A 19,107-nucleotide genomic window follows, 5' to 3' on the forward strand; every position below is an offset into this window, starting at 1 on the left:
TCAGCCGCAAGGAATTCATCGTGCGGATCGCGACCGTGATCGAGGCCGCCACCAACCGCCTCGTCGAGGCGGCCCGCGCGGAGCAGGCGCAATTGTTCGGCGTGGTGCCGAGCGCGCCGCCGAAGAAGTAGCGATTCTTGCTTACCCTCCAGGCCTGTAGCCTGGATGGAGCGAGCGGTCGGCGCCAAGCGCCGGCCGATCGCGCAATCCGGGAATCAGTCTCCGCGCTCCCCGAAGCCGGCGTCATCCACGCGGCCTCCGCCGCCCCAATCGCAGGGCAGCACTCCGGCCCGAACATACCGATGCAGGGACGAAAACGGCCACGCGCCGGATGACGTCACCAATTGATGCTTGACCGGATTGAAATGGATGTAGTCAGCGCAGCGTTCGAAATCCACGTCGTTGCGTACCGTATGTTCCCAAAAACGCCTTTGCCAAAGACGGTATTCGCCTCGATCGTTGCGAGAGACCGGCACCCCTGCCGCCACGACGCTGCGCGTAAAGGCACTCTTGATCCGCCGCCATCGCCCGGAATAATCGGAATCGCCCGGCGGCAATGTCATGATCGCATGCAAGTGATCGGGCAGAATGACGATGGCATCAATGGCGAAAGGGCGCTCTCCGCGCGCCACGCGAAATGCAGTGCGTAACAGCCACGTGATCTACCAGAGCCGATGATCTTCGATCATTCAGCGTCACGGTGAAGAAGAACATCCCTCCCGGGACGAAATTGCGCCGATACCGGACCATCTGCAGATTGTATCCCGGACGAAGTGCTGCGCAATCTTGACATTCACCTGGTCGTCACGTTCCCGGATTGCGCCATCGGTTACGGCGCCGCGGTTGATCGTCACGCCGCCGTGGCGGAATCCACATAAGGCTCCGGTGGACATTCGAAGGAATAGTCGCAATTTTTGCTTTTGTTGGCACCAACAGGTCCGATCACGAAGCGCCGCTTTTTACTCTAGTCATCGTTCGTCTCGACTTAACCGACCAATGGTATTGCAAAAAGACCGTGTTGAGGAGGCTTGTTCAAACGGTGAGGGGGAGGAGGCAGAAGACTTGGTAGCAATGGCCTCCCTCTTCTATTGACAAGCGAACTACGAATATTGATGTTGTTGCGCTTTTGGGGGTCGGCATGCGGTGGCTAATTATTGTCTTTGCATTGATTTCTGCGAATGTTGGATTGGCTCAGGACGCCGTTGAGCCGGCTCAAACTGTACAGCAACAAAAGGCACCTGAAGTTAAAGACTGCCTGGAGTTGGCCAAGGCGGGTGCGCCGGATTCAAAAAGTTGTTGGTTCACAGAAACATCGCGGTGGGCCGCGTGGGGTCAATGGGCCAACGTGTTTACGACCTTTCTGACGGCCCTCGCGGTTTTTATCCTGACGTGGATGTCATATCGAGATAGCAAGAAGAAAAATAAGCTTGAGCTCATCGCTCAGCAGGTCAGCCTCATCAACACATGGAATTCGATGCTGATTGCCAACCCAACGAACATGGAAACGTTCGAGAAAATGGGGCCAACTGTCATTAGTGTTTTAGAGGACAATCTGATTTTCACTTATTTGAACTACGGCCGCATTGTGTGGGAGGGATATCTAGCCAAACTTGTTAGCGAAGACGATTTTCAGCGACAGCTACGCAATGTTGCTGAAGTCTTTCATCATGTGCCACCGGAGAAAATGAAAAGACTCGTCGCGCGAGGGTACCCTCAAGGCTTTGTGGAACATTTTATACCCGTGTTTGAAGTGCATTATCAACCCGCGCCAGCGTCGGCTTGATCAGTGTCGATTGCTCGCAACCCGCGGGCAGGTAGCAAGCCTGGAATTCTGGTGGCTTTTTTCATTGAGGCCTGTCTCACGAACTGGGAGAGCCCTTTGTCGGCGTCGCCCTTAGCATGGCCAAGCTTGACAGCAGCCTTTGTGATCAGAGCGATCCAAGCCTTGGCGTCGCGTTCTTACCGTCTCAGCCGATAGCGCAGCGATCGGGTCGGGGTGAAATCTGTTGGTTTAGGGCGTTGAGGGACAGTCACCCCAGCCCACCGCGTGTTACAGTCGCGTCGACCCTGCCACTCCGGGGGAGGGTGAGGGATGCGCATCCCCATGCAGCATCGCCGCCAGCTGATGCAGTTGCGCATCGCGAAAACCCTGCGCTTCGATCGACTTCACCGTCGCCAGTACGTAGTCGCGGTTGTTGCCGGAGCGGCCGTGGCCCTGCTGCACGAAGCGCAGCTGCTCCGCCAGCGACAGCCGTCCGGCATATTGCACATGGCCGCGGTCGACCACATAGGCCAGCGCGCTGACCCGCTCGCGGGCTTCGTTCTCCAGCCAGACCGAACGCATCACCTCGCGATAGACGTGGGTGGTCTGCTCGCGGCTGCGCAGATATTCCACCACGTCGCCGCGCTGCCCGGCCGCCACCCGGAACGCGACGCCGCGGCAGGCGCCGCCGCGGTCGAGCCCGAGCACCAGCCCGGGCTTTTCCGGCGTGCCGCGGTGGTCGAACGAATAGACGCAGAGCGCGCGGTGCTCGCCGATCAGGCGGGCCGGAACCTGCTCGATGAAGTCGAAGCCCGGCCGCCACATCAGCGAACCGTAGCCGAACACCCAGAGGTCGCCTTTGGACAATTCCGCTTCGTGGACGATTTTGGCTGGCATCGCGCGCACGCCTAGCAGAGTTTTGCCGCGGGTGAAAAGGCGTCAACCCGGTCACGGCCGGCGAGACCGCCGACATCACCGCTTAATTGACAAAATCGTCCGCCAAAGGTCCCGCATGTCCGATATCACCCTCGCGCCACGCCGGCGCCAGCTTTGGCGCCTGTTCTTCATGCCTGCTCTGCTCCTGGTGGCCGCAGCGGCCTGGAGCGGATTCTGGTTGTTTGCCGCCTCCCAGGTCGAGGTCAAGGCCGACGCCTGGCGCGCCCAGGAGGCTAAATCCGGCCGGGTCTACGACTGCGCCAGGCGCACGGTGGCCGGTTTCCCGTTCCGCCTCGAAGTCCGCTGCAGCGGCGCCAGCGTCTCGCTGCGCTCGCAGACCGCCGAACAGGCCGCGACGCAGGCCCCCGTCACCGCCAACCTCGGCGAAATCCTCGTGGTGGCGCAGATCTGGGATCCGAAACGGCTGATCGCCGAATTCACCGCGCCGGCGACGATTTCCGATCGCGGCGGCCCGCCCGCGATGCTGGTGAACTGGAGCAGGGCCCGCAGCAGCGTGTTCGGATTGCCGGACGTCCCGCAACGCGGCTCGATCGTGTTCGACGATCCCGTGATCGACCGCGTCAACGGCCCGGCGCAGACGCCGCTGGCGCGCGCCAGACTGGTCGAGTTGCACGGCCGCCTCGCCGAAGGCTCGGTGCAGGATCGCCCCGTGATCGAGACCGTGCTGAAGATCGAGCAGGGCAGCGTGCAGGAACTGCATCCGCTGCTGGCCGTCCCGTTCGACGCCGACGTCCGCACGCTGCTGAGCGGGCTGAAGGATTTTTCGCCGAAGCCCTGGCCCGAGCGGTTTCGCGAAATTGCGGCTGCCGGCGGCCGGGTCGAAATCGTCCAGTCGCGGATTGCGCAGGGCGAGATGATCGCGGTCGCGACCGGCACCCTCGGCCTCAGCGCCGGCGGCCGGCTCGACGGCGAATTGCAGATGACGGTGGCCGGCATCGAGAAAGTGATCCCGGCGCTCGGCATCGAGAAGATGCTGGAAGAGGGCGTGCCGCAGGCGACGCTCGACCGCATAGCACCGGGGGTCAAGAGTCAGGACGTCACCAACCTGCTCGGCGCCCTCGACCGCGCGATTCCCGGTCTCGGCAGGGTCGTCAAACAGAACGCCAATGTCGGCGTCATCACCGGCATCAACGCGCTCGGCAAGGAAGCCGTGCTGGAAGGCAGGAAGGCGCGGGCATTCCCGCTGCGTTTCGTCGACGGCGAGGTGTTTTTCGGACCTCTGAAGGTCGGGCAGGTCCCGCCGCTGTTTTGAGGATCCCCGTCCTTGGGCAAGTTCACCGGGCGCCATTCCGGCCGCTTGCTGTGTGACGCTGTGTGACTACCCGCCGGGCAAAACACTTCCGATTTACAGAATTCGAGTCAAGCCCTCGCCGCAAAAATATTTCTGTTTATCGGAATCCATATCAGGGCTATATCAATGGCCATCCCGTCCCATTCAGGGGGGCGTTGCGCAACGTCACCAGCGCGGGGCGGGGATGCGGTGGACGCGGATGGTACTTCTGACGAGGGTTCCTGAAGCGGACGGCGAAATCGTGTGGTCCTGACACCCCGACGCTGGTGTCAAGTTCGCGCCGAGAAGCGCGGGCGACGGTGGCAAGAAAGCCCGGTCACCGGGGAGAGCGCGCTATAAGCCGTAAACTGCCGCGCAGGGAAAGCCGGATGCCTCCGCTGGACCTGTATGCTCGTGTGCGTTTGTTTTGTGCGAGTTTGCACACGAGACCGCGGGTGCAGCGTGCACCCGGCTTTCCCTGCGCCCTCTGACTGGAGGGCAGGGCATTGATGGCAAACCTCGGGTGATTTCAGCCGCGAGAATGCGAAGCCATGTTTGCAACCGAAGTCGCCGTATCACACCCACACTGTCATCGCCCGCGAAGGCGGGCGATCCAGTATTCAGAGCCGCCATTAATAGAACCGAGAAGCCGCGGCGTACGGGATCCCCTGCATGCGCGGAAGATGACGATCGTAAGGTGGCGAGGTGACGGAGACCTTACTCGGCCTTCTTCTCCAGTTGCGCATGCGGGCGGCCGAAATCCGGCGCCGCCGAATCCTGGCCGATCTCGACGATACCGCGGCGGATGGCGCGGGTGCGGGAAAAATGCTCGAACAGCGCCTCACCGTCATTGCGGCGGATGGCGCGGGTGAGTTTTGAAAGGTCCTCGTTGAAGGTACCGAGCATTTCCAGCACCGCGTCCTTGTTGGCCAGGAACACGTCGCGCCACATCGTCGGATCGGAAGCCGCGATGCGGGTGAAATCGCGAAAGCCGCCGGCTGAGAACTTGATCACCTCGGAGGAGGTGACCTGCGCCAGTTCGTCGGCGGTGCCGACGATGGTGTAGGCGATCAGATGCGGCAGATGGCTGGTGATGGCGAGCACGAGGTCGTGGTGGTCGGGTGTCATGATCTCGACCCGGGCGCCGAGGCCGGCCCAGAACGCGCGCAGCCGCTCGACCGGCTCCGGATCCACCCCCTCGGGCGGGGTGAGGATGCACCAGCGGTTGATGAACAGTTCCGCGAATCCGGAATCGGGGCCGGAATGCTCGGTGCCGGCGACCGGGTGGGCCGGCACGAAATGCACGCTGTCAGGCAGATGGGGCGCCATGTCACGCACGATCGCGCCCTTGACCGAGCCGACATCGGAGACGACAGCCCCCGCCTTGAGATGGCCGGCGATTTCCTGCGCGACCGGGCCGCAGGCGCCGACCGGAATGCAGAGGATGACGAGATCGGCGTCCCGGACCGCCTCGGCATTGGTCTCGACCACGCGGTCGACGATGCCGAGTTCCTCGACCCGCGCGCGGGTCTTCGCCGAACGCGCGGTCGTGACGATTTCTCCCGCCAGTCCCTGCGCGCGCGCGGCACGCGCGATCGAGCCGCCGATCAGCCCGAAGCCGATCAGCGCGATCGTGTCGAACAGCGGTGCGGCGCTCACTTGCGCGCCACGAAATCGCGCAAGCCCTCGACCACCAGCCGGTTGGCCTCTTCGGTGCCGATGGTCAGACGCAGCGCATGCGGCAGGCCGTAATTGGGCAGGCCGCGCAGCACCAGGCCGCGCTTGGTCAGGAACGCGTCGGCGTCGGCCGCGGTCTGGCCCTGTTGCTGCGGGAAATGGATCAGGATGAAATTCGCCACGCTCGGCGTCACCTTGAAGCCGAGCTTCGTCACCTCATCCGTCAGCCAGTTGCGCCACTTCTCGGTGTGCGCCTTCGACATCTGGATATGCGCGGTGTCCTCGATCGCCGCCACCGCCGCCAGCATCGCCGGGGTCGAGACGTTGAACGGCCCGCGGATGCGGTTGACCGCGTCGACGATATTGGCCGGGCCGAACATCCAGCCGATCCGCAAGGCAGCGAGGCCGTGAATCTTGGAGAACGTGTGGGTCATCACGGTGTTCTCGGTGGTCGCCACCAGTTCGATGCCGATCTCGTAATCGTTGCGCGAGACGTAATCGGAATAGGCGGCGTCGAGCACCAGCAGCACATGCGGCGGCAGGGCGGCGCGCAGGCGCTTGACCTCGTCGAACGGAATGTAGGTTCCGGTCGGGTTGTTCGGGTTGGCGAGCCACACCAGCTTGGTGCGTGGGCTCACCCGCGCCAGGATCGCATCGACGTCGGCGGTCAACTCCTTCTCCGGCGCGACCACGTTGATGGCGCCGCTCGCCATCGTCGCGATCGGATACACCAGAAAGCCGTGGGTGGTGGAGATCGCCTCATCGCCATGGGAAAGATAGGTGCGCGCCAGCAGATTGAGGATTTCGTCGGAGCCGGCGCCGCAGATGATGCGGTCGGGGTCGAGTCCGAAGGAACGGCCGATCGCCTCGCGCAGAATCCGGGAGGTGCCTTCCGGATAGTCCTCCAGATGATCGGCAGCCTTTTGGTAGGCCGCGATCGCTTTCGGCGAGGGCCCGAGCGGGGTCTCGTTGGCCGACAGTTTGAACATCTTGCGGCCCGGTTCGTGCACCGGGCTCTTGCCCGGCGTGTAGGGCGCGATTTCGAGAATGCCGGGATTCGGCACGGGGCGGGACATCTTCAACTCCGGATTATCGGGCGGCTTTCAAGGCGTTCAGTGCCTGGCTGCTCCGTTCGGGGCCACCGTATAGCGCGTTGCATGGCTGCCGACGAGTGCCGAGGAGCGCACCGAGGCGCCGGCCTCGATCAACGCGGTCCGGATCTTTTCCAGGCTGCTCGCGCCGGAAATCGACACCAGAAGTGCGGCGCCGTCGAAGGCGGTGTCCGGCACCGCGACGATCTCGGCCAGCGGCGACAGCGCGCGGGCGGTTTCAGCGTTCCAGCCGGATACCCGCACGCTCCAGGTCTCGACCTCGGTCACCATGGCGCTGTCGGCGACGCGCGACACCACGAACACCGGCAGCGCGGCCGGATGGTCGGCGCGCTCGAGGAACGGCAGCCGCGCGATGATCTTCGGGGCGCCCTCGGCCTCCAGCGCGATCCACCAGGGCGTGCGGCTGGAAGCGGCCGGCACCAGCGCCAGATCGCCTTTCGATCGGGCGGTCGCCTCGACCGCTGCCTGCGCGCTGAAATGCGAGACATAGGGCACGACGAATCCGAAATGAAACCGCGCCGAATCCCGCATCGCGGATTCGCCGATGGACACATCCGCATGCACCGAGAACGGCGCCTGCACGTAGGTGAAGGTCGAGATGATGACGCGCCAGATGCTCTCGATGGTGTCGATCGGCAGGATACCGCGGTGACGCTCGACCAGCCGCCGCATCATCGCGGCCTCGCGCGCCGGGCGAAACGCCGAGCCGACCTCCTGGGTCTGCTTGACCTGGATCAGCCGGTCGATGATGTCGCCGCGCGCCATCAGCAGGCGGTGGACCTGCTCGTCGATGCTGTCGATCTCCTGGCGCAGTACCTCGAGCGAGGGCGGAGCGGGGGGCGGTTTGGACATGCGGGAAACCTGGCGAAGATGGAAATTTCGAGTTCAAGGCTGTTGCAACGACGATGCCCTCATCCTGAGGAGCGGCGCCTGCGCCGCGTCTCGAAGGATGGGACCATGTTCTCCCTCATGGTTCGAGACGGCGCAAGGGCGCCTCTCACCATCAGGGTCCAGGGACATCCGGTTAACCCAGTCCAAACCCATGTCTTGACGAAAAGACCGGCCGGGACTAGCTTTATTCCATCCCGTGGTCATTTGAGCCGGCCGGCTTGCAGCCACGTTAAACAACTCGCTAAACAGGCCGGGGACACGCGTGATCCCGGTCGAACCTATGTTCAGGCCGGGTTTTTTTATGGCCTGATTTCCGCGGTGGTCTCGAGCCACCCCGGGGGAGGTCGGTGTCAACATGGTAAACCTGCAGCCGGTAGCCAGTCCCTCGGTCCATACCGAGGAGCGCGCGCACGAGGCGGATCATCCCACTTCGCGGCTGGCGGCCTTTGGCGCGGACCAGCCCCTGAAGCTCGATTGCGGCGTCGATCTTTCGCCGTTCCAGATCGCCTACCAGACCTATGGCGAACTCAATGCCGACCGCTCCAATGCCATTCTGGTCTGCCACGCGCTGACCGGCGACCAGCATGTCGCCAATGTTCATCCGATGACGGGCAAGCCCGGCTGGTGGGAGACCATGGTCGGCCCCGGACGTCCGCTCGATACCGGGAAATATTTCATCATCTGCTCGAACGTGATCGGCGGCTGCATGGGGTCGACCGGCCCCGCCTCGACCAACCCCGCCACAGGCAAGGTTTGGGGGCTGGATTTTCCCATCATCACCCTTCCCGACATGGTGCGCGCGCAGACCATGCTGATCGATAGCCTGGGCATCGACACGCTGTTCTGCGTGGTCGGCGGCTCGATGGGCGGCATGCAGGCGCTGCAGTGGACGGCGGCCTATCCGAAACGGGTATTCTCCACCCTGGCGATCGCCTGCAGCACGCGTCACTCCGCGCAGAACATCGCCTTCCACGAGCTTGGCCGGCAGGCCGTGATGGCCGATCCCGAGTGGCACCATGGGCGCTATTTCGAGCAGGGCACGCACCCGCACCGTGGTCTCGGCGTGGCGCGGATGGCCGCGCATATCACCTATCTCTCCGACGCAGCGCTGCATCGCAAGTTCGGGCGGCGGATGCAGGACCGCGAACTGCCAACGTTCTCGTTCGACGCCGACTTCCAGGTCGAAAGCTATCTTCGCTACCAGGGTTCGTCCTTTGTCGAGCGGTTCGACGCCAACTCCTATCTGTACCTGACGCGGGCGATGGATTATTTTGACATCGCTGCCGACCATGACGGCGTGCTGGCACAGGCGTTCCGCGGCATCCAGACCCGGTTCTGCGTGGTGTCGTTCACCAGCGACTGGCTGTTCCCGACCGCGGAATCGCGCGCGCTGGTGCATGCGTTGAACGCTTCCAGCGCCCGGGTGTCGTTCGCCGAGATCGAGACCGATCGCGGCCACGACGCCTTCCTGCTCGACGTGCCGGAATTCTTCGATATCTCCCGGGCCTTCCTGCAATCCGCGGGCAAGGCGCGGGGGCTGGCCGGGGGGCTGGCATGAGCATGCAGCAACAGGTTCTGCCGCTGCCCGGCGTGGTGGCGCCGGACACCGGGCATTATCGCGGTGATCACCTGCTGGTCGCCGAGATGGTCGAACGCGGCTCCAAAGTGCTCGACGTCGGCTGCGGCGAGGGCGACCTGCTGCAACTGCTGGAGATGCGGGGCATCGACGGGCGCGGCATCGAGCTTTCGCGCGAGGGCGTCAACCGCTGCGTCGCCAAGGGCCTTGCGGTGGTGCAGGGCGACGCCGACACCGACCTCGTCAACTATCCCGACGACGCCTTCGACTATGTGATCCTGTCACAGACCCTGCAGGCGACGCGGCAGCCGCGCGTGGTGCTGGAAAACCTGCTGCGGATCGGGCGCCGGGCCATCGTCTCGTTCCCGAATTTCGGCTTCTGGAAAATGCGGATCCAGCTTCTGGTCGGCGGCCACATGCCGCGCACCGAAAACCTGCCCGCCACCTGGTACGACACGCCGAACATCCATTTCTGCACCATCAAGGATTTCGTGCAGCTGTGCGACGAGATCAACGTCAAGATGGAGCGCGCGGTGGCGCTCGACATGTACGGCCGGCCGCTGCGGGTCAATTTGCCGTGGTGGTTCTGGAACATGTTCGGCGAGCAGGGCGTGTTCCTGCTCAGCCGCGCGGAGAAGGGGAAGTAGCACCTCGCGCAACGAGCACGCTGCACCTCTCCCGCTCGCGGGGGAGGTCGACGCGCTCGAAGAGCGCGGCGGGTGGGGGAATTCTCTCGGCTGGCGCCGGTGCTCGCGGAAGCACCCCCACCCCAGCCCTCCCCCGCAAGCGGGAGAGGGGGCGCACCGTCCTTACCCCGCCGCCATCGACCTCGGATCACGTACCGGCCATCGCCCGGCTTCGGCCAGCGCAATAAAACGCTCGACCATCTCGTTGAACAGCGCCGGCTCCTCCAGATTGAGCACGTGGCCGCTCTTCGGAAAGAAGGTGAGCCCCGCTGCCGGCAAATGTTGCTTCAGGAATAGACTCGGCTCGATGCAATTGTCGTCCTCGTCGCCGCAGATGATCAGGGTCGGGGTCGGGACCTTCCTGATGGCGTCGGTCAGGGTGTAGATCGACGGCCGGGCGCCCTGGAAGCTGCGCATGGTATTGGCCGAGCCCCTGGCATCGTGCCGCGCCAGGGCCGCGTAAAAGTCGGCGTGGCCGCGCGGATCCTTCACCAGGAAGGGAATCCGGCTCGGCGCCTCGCGCGTCGCTTTCGCCACCTCCACCGAACCGATCGTCTCATATTGCTCGCCATTGGCCTGGCACTGGCTGCGGAACGCCTCGAGATTTTCCAGGCTGGAGCCCGAGCCGACGCCGGCCAGCGTCAGTGACAGCGCGCGCTGCGGCGCGTTGAGGCCGATCTGCAGCGACGAATAGGCGCCCATCGACAGCCCGACGAAATGCGCCTTTTCGATCTTCAAATGATCGAGCACGGCCAGCGCGTCGGTATAGAAATGCCTGTAGGTGTAGACCTCCTTCGACGCGGGCACGTCGGACGGGGTGTAGCCGCGCGCGGAATAGGCGATGCAGCGGTGGCCGCGCGCGAAGTAGCGCATCTGCGGCTCCCAGTTGGTGTGGTCGGCGGCAAATTCGTGCAGGAAGATGATCGGCGTACCGCTTCCTGTTTCCTCGAAATGGAGCCGGACATTGTCGCTGCTGACGGCATAGGGCATTTGCTCGTTCCTCTCGTTGGGCCGGCGGCGAAAATCGCAGTTAATGCTGTTGTCCGCAATGCGGCTGGATCGATCATTTTCGCCACCGAATGATCGCGGAATGACCCCGAAAGCGTTTCCGCACCGCCGCATCGCGTCTTGCTGTCGCCATACCCCGCCCCGCATTACGACCCCCGGATAACGGCCTTCATGGACCGTTGGGAACTGGGGGTGTGTCATAGAGGATCAAGTCGAGTATGGTTCAGTCAGTTGTTGCGTTCCGGTCGCTTCGTCTCGTTGCGTTGGTTTCATGTTCGATGGCGCTGTTCGCCATCGCTGCTCCGGCTTCCGCCAAGCCGCAAAACGGCGCAGGGCGGCACGCTCACGCGCATCACGCCGGCCAGCATGCCCGGCACCATCATAGCCATCGCCATCATCGCCATATCGCACGCGCGCCGAAGGCGCGGCGCTTTGGCGACGGACAGATCAGCTTCACACCGAGCGGCGCCCCCGGTGACGTGGCAATTTACGGCGGATTCGGCACATCGAACGTGATCACCGAAACGCGCCGTTCCCGCCGCGTTGCGCGTGCCTCGCGCTGGGAGCGCGGTGTGGCGCGGATGAAAGCGCGCGGCACGGCCGGTGCGCAGGCCAGCGTCGGGCCTGTTGCCGCCGGCGTCCCTGCCACGGCCACGCCGGGTAGTGTCGGCTCATCCGCTGTCGTCGCCGAGGCGCGCCGCCATCTCGGCGGCAACCCGACCGGTCGCGGCCGGCTGTGGTGCGCGCGGTTCATGAACATGGTTCTGGAACGCTCGGGTCATCGCGGCACCGGCTCGGATATGGCGCGTTCATTCGCAGGTTATGGCCAGCGCGTCTCCGGCCCGCAGGTCGGCGCCATCGCCGTCATGAGCAGAGGACGCGGCGGTGGCCATGTCGGCGTCGTGAGCGGCATCGACGCACAGGGCAATCCGATCGTGGTCTCCGGCAACAATGGCAACCGGGTCAGGGAGGCTCCGGTCTCGCGCGGCCGGATCTACGCCTACGTGATGCCGAACTGAGGTCTATCCGCGTCATTGCGCGGAGCGCAGCGACGAAGCAATCCATGCTGCGTGAATGGATTGCTTCGCTTGCGCCAGCATTGACGGATTTACAAAAGCTTCGGCTCGACCACCGCGATCGCATCGCCGACGGCCATGGTTCCGCCGGCGATCACCTCGGCATAGATGCCGCACTCGTTGTGACCGAATCGCTGCGTCAGGGCCTGCGGGATGCTGAGGTCGCGCGCCGCGGTTTCGGGATCGACATTGACGGCGGCGCAGCGGGTGATCCGCTTCACCACCTTCAGTCTGACGTCGCCGATCGCAAGGGTCTGGTGGAGCAGGTCGAACTCGTGCCATGCCGGCCAGCCCTCGACATAGAGGTTGGCGCGGAACCGGAGCGGGTGAACCGGCTGCCCGACGATGGTCTCGATCGCCTGCAGGCTGGCGAGATTGATGATGGAGACCACCTTGCTGGCGATATCGGAAAAACTGTAGCCCGCGCTGGAGAGGATCCGGGGCGGGCCCTTGATCGATCCGGCGTAGCCCTCGGCGAAGAACCGCTCGATGGCGGCCCGGCCTTCGGCGGTTTCCAGATTGCCCTGGGCTGCGACCGCGCCGTTGCGGCGGATGGTCAGAACATTGGTGGCATCGTCGAAACGGCTGTGCAGCGCCGCCAGCCATTCATCCCGCATCAGCATCAGGAAATGGGCTTTCACCTTCCACTTCGGCGCGGCGGGATCGAAGCCGCTGGGGCCGTTTTCGATGGCGTAGCGGCGGTCTGCCGGAAGCGTCTGGCCGACGCCCAGCCTGACGTTGGGCAGGGGTTCCGGGGAGAGGCCCTTGACGGGATAGCGGTAAAGGCTGGCGATCTTGGCGGGGAGGGTGCGCGACATGCGGCTTTTTAGGAGATTCCCCGGCCGGGCGCCACCGCACACGATTTTGTGAAGTTGCCTCTTCCGTTTCCGCAAACCCCTTCCCACATTTGCCTCAAGCCGGCGCAAGCGCCGGCGACGCGGCCGCTGCCGGTTGACGAGTGTCAATGCGCGCGGCGGAAACCCAATGAAGATGCGGCGACCGTGCCTCAAGGGGCGGAGCGGCAGGCTGAGGGAATGACCTAATGAATATCGAAAAATACACCGAGCGTGCGCGCGGTTTCATCCAGTCCGCCCAGTCGCTCGCCATGCGCGACGGCCACCAGCAGTTTTCGCCGCTGCATATGCTGAAAGTGCTGCTGGACGACAGCGAGGGCCTCGCCGGCGGTCTGATCGACCGCGCCGGCGGCAATTCGCGCGCGATCCTCAAGGCGACCGAAGACGCGCTCAACAAGCTGCCAAAGGTTTCCGGAAGCGGCGCCGGGCAGGTTTATCTCGCCCCCGAGTTGGCGCGCGCATTCGACGCCGCGGAAAAGGCCGCCGAAAAGGCCGGCGACAGTTTTGTCACGGTGGAACGTTTGCTGCTGGGCCTCGCGCTTGAGAAGGGCAGCGACGCTGGAGGCATCCTCGGCAAGGGTGGCGTCACGCCGCAGAACCTCAACGCCGCGATCGAATCGCTGCGCAAGGGCCGCACCGCCGACTCCGCGACGGCGGAAAATGCCTATGACGCCCTGAAGAAATATTCCCGCGACCTGACCCAAGCCGCGCGCGACGGCAAGCTCGATCCGGTGATCGGGCGCGACGAGGAAATCCGCCGCACCATCCAGGTGCTGTCCCGCCGTACCAAGAACAATCCGGTGCTGATCGGCGAGCCCGGCGTCGGCAAGACCGCGATCGTCGAAGGCCTGGCGTTGCGGATTCTCAATGGCGACGTGCCGGAAAGCCTCAAGGACAAGAAACTGCTGGTGCTCGATCTGGGCTCGCTGATCGCGGGCGCCAAATACCGCGGCGAATTCGAGGAACGGCTGAAGGCCGTGCTGGCCGAGGTCACCTCGGCCGAGGGCAGCATTGTGCTGTTCATCGACGAGATGCACACGCTGATCGGTGCCGGCAAGGCCGATGGCGCAATGGACGCGTCCAACCTCCTGAAACCCGCGCTGGCGCGGGGCGAATTGCATTGCATCGGCGCCACCACGCTCGACGAATACCGCAAGCACGTCGAAAAGGATGCCGCGCTGGCGCGCCGGTTCCAGCCGATCTTCGTGTCCGAGCCGACTGTCGAGGACACCATTTCGATCCTGCGCGGCCTGAAGGACAAATACGAGCAGCACCACGGCGTGCGCATCACCGATTCCGCGCTGGTGGCGGCCACCACGCTGTCGAATCGCTACATCACCGACCGTTTCCTGCCGGACAAGGCGATCGACCTGATGGACGAGGCTGCGGCGCGCCTGAAGATGCAGGTCGATTCCAAGCCGGAAGAGCTCGATTCGATGGACCGGGAAATCATCCGGCTCAAGATCGAGCAGGAAGCGCTGAAGAAGGAAAGCGACGCCGGCTCGAAAAGCCGGCTGCAGACGCTGGAGACGGAACTCGCCGAACTCGAAAAGAAGTCGGCCGACCTGACCTCGCGCTGGAGCTCGGAGAAGAGCAAGCTGTCGAACGCGCAAAAACTGAAGAGCGAACTGGAGGCCTTGCGGCTCGAGCTCGATGAAGCCAAGCGCCGCGGCGAGTACCAGCGCGCCGGCGAACTTTCATATGGCCGGATTCCCGAGCTCGAGAAGAAGCTCGCCGACATCGAAGCCAATGAAAACGCCGGCGAGATGATGGAGGAGGCGGTCACCGCCAACCACATCGCGCAGGTGGTGTCGCGCTGGACCGGCGTGCCCGTCGACAAGATGCTCGAGGGTGAAAAGGACAAGCTGCTGCGGATGGAAGACAGCCTCGGCAACCGCGTGGTCGGCCAGGCCGAGGCGGTGCATGCGGTCGCCACCGCGGTGCGCCGTTCGCGCGCGGGCCTGCAGGATCCGAACCGGCCGATGGGCTCGTTCATGTTCCTGGGGCCGACCGGCGTCGGCAAGACCGAACTGACCAAGGCGCTCGCCGAGTACCTGTTCAACGACGAGACGGCGATGGTTCGCCTCGACATGTCCGAATACATGGAGAAGCACTCGGTCTCGCGGCTGATCGGCGCGCCTCCCGGCTATGTCGGCTATGACGAGGGCGGCGCGCTGACCGAAGCGGTGCGGCGGCGGCCTTACCAGGTGGTGCTGTTCGACGAGATCGAAAAGGCCCATCCCGACGTCTTCAACGTGCTGCTGCAGGTGCTCGATGACGGCCGCCTGACCGACGGTCAGGGCCGCACCGTCGACTTCCGCAACACGCTGATCATCATGACCTCGAACCTCGGCTCGGAATTCCTGGTCAACCAGCCGGAGGGCGAGGATACCTCAGCCGTGCGCGAGCAGGTGATGGGCATGGTGCGCGCGCACTTCCGCCCCGAATTCCTCAACCGGGTCGACGAGATCATCCTGTTCCACCGGCTGCAGAAGAGCGAGATGGGCCGGATCGTCGAGATCCAGTTCGGCCGGCTCACGCGGCTGCTGGAAGAGCGCAAGGTCGTGCTCACGCTGGATGCCGCGGCGCGCGACTGGCTCGCCGCCAAGGGCTGGGATCCCGCCTATGGCGCCCGGCCGCTGAAACGGGTGATCCAGCGCCACGTCCAGGACCCGCTGGCTGAGATGATTCTCGCCGGCGAAATCGCCGACGGCGATCGCGTCGCGATCTCTGTGGAGGGCAATGTGCTGACCTTCAACGGCAAGGCGCCGCAAACCGCCGAGATCGCGCAGTTCGAGGCGCCGATCCCGAAACGGAAACTGAACTAAGCACTTGAACCTTGCCCGGACGCAGCGCGGCTGCGCCGGGCAAGCCATTGTCGGATCTAGCGGTTGACGATCTGGCGTGGTTGCGGCTGGGCCGGAATACCGGCCTCGGAGACGCGTGCCGGGTTGCCGCGATTGCTCATCTGGGCATCGAGCCGATCGCGCTCCTTCTCGAACCCGGCCATCAGCGGACCGTCGAGCGAGCGGCCGCGCGGCAGCTTGATGCGCATCGGATCGACGAAGCGGCCGTTGACCAGGATTTCGTAGTGGACGTGGGCGCCGGTCGACATGCCGGTCGATCCGACGAAGCCGATAACCTGGCCCTGCCGCACCCGCTTGCCGGGCTCCATGCCCTTGGCATAGGCCGACATGTGGCCGTAAGCGGTCTCGTAGCCGTTGTTGTGCTTCAGGCGGACATATTTGCCGTAGCCGCCTTCCCAGCCGACCCTTTCGACCACGCCGTTGCCGGAAGCGAAGATCGGCGTGCCGTAGGGCGCCGACCAGTCGACGCCGGTGTGCATCTTGACGTAGCCGAGGATGGGATGGCGGCGGCCGCCGAAGCCAGAGCGCATGATCGCGTAGTTGACGGGTTTGCGCACCAGGAACTTCTTCGCGCTCTTGCCGGACTCGTCGTAGAAATCGACCACTGCGTCGTCGGGGGTCTGGAAACGATAGTATTTCTTGGTTTCGCCGCCGACGGTGAGGGAGGCGAACAGTACCTCGGTCTTCTCGGTGATGGTGGCGCCTTCGTCTTCTCCGGCGAAGAACACGTCGAAGGAGTCGCCGGGCTGCACTTTGCGTTGGAAGTCGACGTCGTAGGAGTAGATCCGGATCATGTCTTCGATGACGGTGGCCGGAACCTTGTTGCGCAGCGCGGTCTCGTAGATGCTCTGGTAGAGCCGCACGCCGGTGCCGTCATCCTCGTCGTCGTCGTCATCGGTCGCGGCAGCCGCGGTGACGGTGTTCAGGCTCAGGACGTCGACGGCGACGTATCTGCCGAGATCGGACAGCGCGGCGACGGCTTCGACGGTCGAATCGTTGGCGACGATCACCCGGTAGGGCTGCAGCCGCTGACCGGGGGCTGGGCCCGCCGGCGCCATCAGGATGCGCAGCTTCTGGCCGTCCTTAAGTCCGCCGTCGCGGCCGCGGGGGCCGAGCGTGGCGGCAATGGCTTTCGCCTCTTCGGGCGTCGCGCCCTGGTCGCGCAGGATGGAGGTGACGGTATCGCCCTTCTTGACGACATGGACGCGCTCGCCGAGAGGGTTGCCGCCGGTGATCTGATCCTTGGTCTTCGGCAGCAGCGTGACGTTCTCGGGGACCACGCGGGTTTCGAAGCCGGCATAGGGATCGTTGGCGACATTGCCCTCGGTGGCGTAGGCCATCTTCATGTCGGGCCGGGCGCCGCTGGCGTCGGCGGTGGCGCTGGCCAAGGCGGTGTAGCGCACGCCACTATTGCCGCGCCAGTTGGAGGCGTCGCGGACCCGCATGATCACCTCGTCGAGCGCGACTACCGCGGCAAGCTTCGCCTTCGGCAGGATCGGCGCGAGATCCCTGGTAACGAACGAGACCTCGGCATCGGGTTCGATCGCGTCGGGATTGTTCGGATCCTCGGCGGCCGCGGGCACGGCGGCGCCGACATCGGTCAGCAAGCGCTGGGCGTTGAAAGGCGGGATCTTGGCGCTGAGGTCGCTGGTCGCCATCGCCAGATTGCCGGAAATGCGGATGAACGGTCGCACCCGCATCACGTCGCGGTTGCCGACCCGGGTGACGGTGGAAACCCGTATGACATTGCGGGCGGCAGTCGTTTCGCCGGGGGGAGGCAGGCGATCGCTCTTGTGCAGGCTGGCATTCTTGTCGTTGGCGCCGAACGCGCCGCGCAGGGCGCCTTCGACCCGTTCCGGCACTCTGGCGAAGGTCATTTCGCCGTCGAGCGACGCAAAAACGGCGCCGCCGATAAGGGCCGCGCCGCACAGACCAGTCAGAATGGTGCCGCTGAACCACTGTACGGAGACGCGGCGGCGATCGATGACCGCAGCCTCGGAGCCGTCAACGGAAAGCGGCGGCTCGTGACCCAGATCGATGATCCCGGTCTCGCGTCCGTAGCCGCCGCGTGACGTTCTGTGATTCAACCCAGTGTCCCCCCCGAATTCCCTTAACATGCGACAAGATCCTGGTTCATCCGGCACCCCCGGCTTCGCCCTCCGGGAGGCGATTTCAGGAGCATGGCGCACCACGCGCGCACCGCTATTCGGGATTCAGAGGCCAAAAGGCTGGCCGGGATCACGAACGTCAATGCTGTGCAGATCTTTCGATGTTTCTCGGCCGTAATGGAAAGGCGACGGGTTCATGGAAGATCGCCGTTCCCAGGTAGAAAATCGCCCGCAGCCCCCACTGACTTCAGGCGATTCAATGCATACGTATAGTCAGAACGTCGCAGGATTGTGGCTCAAGTACGGCGTAAAGTACCTAAAAATAGCGGGCTTCCGCGTCCGGCAAGATTCTATCCCCCGATGCGACGATTTGTTGACAACAGGCGTTGACAACCCCGAGCGGGGGGGCTTATAACCCGACCACTGAGCGCGGCGGTGCTTTGGCCCTTGGCCACGGCAACCTTCCGCGCCCGTGATGCTCCTCACTAAGATGAGTGAATCAACAGCCGATAGTCATCGGTTGTTATTTGTCGTCGGGTGAGAGCGAGGATATCCTTCCAGAGATGGAAGTGGGGTTTTCGAACCCCGGGCTGTTTGACAAGTGAAGATGAAGAAAGAGAAACGTGGACGGCGGAGTCCTTGCGAGTCTCGATTACCCAGGAGCTTCGGTTCCTGAGTGTTGAGGCTGGACGAAAGACTTCGGCGGAACACGTTTACATAGGTTACACCATCGTCGTCCGCGATGTGAATCGCAGGCGATAAATATGGTGGGACCTCGTCAAACGTTGTGATCAGCCGGTTTAAAGTTTCAAGTCCAACTTGAGAGTTTGATCCTGGCTCAGAGCGAACGCTGGCGGCAGGCTTAACACATGCAAGTCGAGCGGGCGTAGCAATACGTCAGCGGCAGACGGGTGAGTAACGCGTGGGAACATACCTTTTGGTTCGGAACAACACAGGGAAACTTGTGCTAATACCGGATAAGCCCTTACGGGGAAAGATTTATCGCCGAAAGATTGGCCCGCGTCTGATTAGCTAGTTGGTGAGGTAACGGCTCACCAAGGCGACGATCAGTAGCTGGTCTGAGAGGATGATCAGCCACATTGGGACTGAGACACGGCCCAAACTCCTACGGGAGGCAGCAGTGGGGAATATTGGACAATGGGCGAAAGCCTGATCCAGCCATGCCGCGTGAGTGATGAAGGCCCTAGGGTTGTAAAGCTCTTTCGCCAGGGACGATAATGACGGTACCTGGATAAGAAGCCC

Annotated in this window: 13 protein-coding genes, 1 rRNA gene, 1 pseudogene and 1 riboswitch; of the genes and pseudogenes, 7 read left to right on the plus strand and 8 right to left on the minus strand. The window is 63.8% G+C overall.

The window, feature by feature from the left end; translation table 11 throughout:
* Window positions 1-215: 215 nt before the first annotated feature.
* Window positions 216-750, minus strand: a pseudogene (locus Q8R73_RS19640) (transposase).
* A gap of 388 nt (window positions 751-1,138) precedes the next feature.
* On the opposite strand from Q8R73_RS19640, the gene Q8R73_RS19645 reads away from it, so the two are divergent.
* Window positions 1,139-1,783 carry a hypothetical protein gene (locus tag Q8R73_RS19645; protein ID WP_305721211.1) on the plus strand — a complete coding sequence of 215 codons (645 nt, stop codon included), beginning with the start codon at window positions 1,139-1,141 and terminating at the stop codon, window positions 1,781-1,783.
* A 267-nt stretch (window positions 1,784-2,050) separates the two neighbouring features.
* On the opposite strand, the gene Q8R73_RS19650 is transcribed toward Q8R73_RS19645, so the two are convergent.
* Window positions 2,051-2,659, minus strand: a complete 609-nt coding sequence (locus Q8R73_RS19650; RefSeq protein WP_305721212.1) for a gamma-glutamylcyclotransferase — start codon at window positions 2,657-2,659, stop codon at window positions 2,051-2,053.
* A gap of 115 nt (window positions 2,660-2,774) precedes the next feature.
* Here Q8R73_RS19650 and Q8R73_RS19655 point away from each other — a divergent pair, with 115 nt between their 5' ends.
* Complete coding sequence (locus Q8R73_RS19655) at window positions 2,775-3,971, plus strand: DUF2125 domain-containing protein (protein WP_305721213.1); 1,197 nt, start codon at window positions 2,775-2,777, stop codon at window positions 3,969-3,971.
* Window positions 3,972-4,706: 735 nt separating this feature from the next.
* On the opposite strand, the gene Q8R73_RS19660 is transcribed toward Q8R73_RS19655, so the two are convergent.
* Genes Q8R73_RS19660 through Q8R73_RS19670 form a run of 3 tightly spaced genes read right to left on the minus strand, consistent with a single transcriptional unit; the run spans window position 4,707 to window position 7,630 of the window.
* Entirely contained in the window at window positions 4,707-5,648 is a 942-nt protein-coding gene (locus Q8R73_RS19660) for a prephenate/arogenate dehydrogenase family protein (protein WP_305721214.1), read from the minus strand.
* A complete protein-coding gene (gene hisC / locus Q8R73_RS19665; RefSeq protein WP_305721215.1) occupies window positions 5,645-6,742 on the minus strand; it encodes a histidinol-phosphate transaminase in 1,098 nt (365 codons plus the stop codon). Before hisC ends, Q8R73_RS19660 begins: the two co-directional genes overlap by 4 nt.
* Before the next feature lie 36 nt (window positions 6,743-6,778).
* Complete coding sequence (locus tag Q8R73_RS19670; RefSeq protein ID WP_305721216.1) at window positions 6,779-7,630, minus strand: chorismate mutase; 852 nt, start codon at window positions 7,628-7,630, stop codon at window positions 6,779-6,781.
* Window positions 7,631-7,855: 225 nt separating this feature from the next.
* Window positions 7,856-7,935, plus strand: a riboswitch (SAM riboswitch).
* Window positions 7,936-8,024: 89 nt separating this feature from the next.
* On the opposite strand from Q8R73_RS19670, the gene Q8R73_RS19675 reads away from it, so the two are divergent.
* Window positions 8,025-9,227 carry a homoserine O-acetyltransferase gene (locus tag Q8R73_RS19675; protein ID WP_305721217.1) on the plus strand — a complete coding sequence of 401 codons (1,203 nt, stop codon included), beginning with the start codon at window positions 8,025-8,027 and terminating at the stop codon, window positions 9,225-9,227.
* On the plus strand, window positions 9,224-9,892 hold the full coding sequence (metW, locus tag Q8R73_RS19680) for a methionine biosynthesis protein MetW (protein WP_305721218.1): 669 nt from the start codon (window positions 9,224-9,226) through the stop codon (window positions 9,890-9,892). Before Q8R73_RS19675 ends, metW begins: the two co-directional genes overlap by 4 nt.
* Before the next feature lie 162 nt (window positions 9,893-10,054).
* Here metW and Q8R73_RS19685 read toward each other — a convergent pair whose 3' ends face one another.
* On the minus strand, window positions 10,055-10,921 hold the full coding sequence (locus Q8R73_RS19685; protein ID WP_305721219.1) for an alpha/beta fold hydrolase: 867 nt from the start codon (window positions 10,919-10,921) through the stop codon (window positions 10,055-10,057).
* Window positions 10,922-11,217: 296 nt separating this feature from the next.
* On the opposite strand from Q8R73_RS19685, the gene Q8R73_RS19690 reads away from it, so the two are divergent.
* Window positions 11,218-11,958 (plus strand): TIGR02594 family protein, encoded by a 741-nt coding sequence (locus Q8R73_RS19690; RefSeq protein ID WP_305721220.1) that lies wholly within the window; start codon window positions 11,218-11,220, stop codon window positions 11,956-11,958.
* Window positions 11,959-12,047: 89 nt separating this feature from the next.
* Here the strand turns inward: Q8R73_RS19690 and Q8R73_RS19695 are convergent, their stop codons facing one another.
* Entirely contained in the window at window positions 12,048-12,833 is a 786-nt protein-coding gene (locus Q8R73_RS19695) for an MOSC domain-containing protein (protein ID WP_305721221.1), read from the minus strand.
* 224 nt (window positions 12,834-13,057) lie between these two features.
* Here Q8R73_RS19695 and clpB point away from each other — a divergent pair, with 224 nt between their 5' ends.
* Window positions 13,058-15,697 carry an ATP-dependent chaperone ClpB gene (clpB, locus tag Q8R73_RS19700; RefSeq protein ID WP_305721222.1) on the plus strand — a complete coding sequence of 880 codons (2,640 nt, stop codon included), beginning with the start codon at window positions 13,058-13,060 and terminating at the stop codon, window positions 15,695-15,697.
* A 56-nt stretch (window positions 15,698-15,753) separates the two neighbouring features.
* Here clpB and Q8R73_RS19705 read toward each other — a convergent pair whose 3' ends face one another.
* Complete coding sequence (locus tag Q8R73_RS19705) at window positions 15,754-17,853, minus strand: M23 family metallopeptidase (RefSeq protein ID WP_305721223.1); 2,100 nt, start codon at window positions 17,851-17,853, stop codon at window positions 15,754-15,756.
* 806 nt (window positions 17,854-18,659) lie between these two features.
* Between Q8R73_RS19705 and Q8R73_RS19710 the strand changes: the two genes are divergently transcribed.
* A 16S ribosomal RNA gene (locus Q8R73_RS19710) occupies window positions 18,660-19,107 on the plus strand; the annotation flags it as partial.

The organism is Bradyrhizobium sp., assembly GCF_030697065.1.
GTDB lineage: Bacteria > Pseudomonadota > Alphaproteobacteria > Rhizobiales > Xanthobacteraceae > Bradyrhizobium.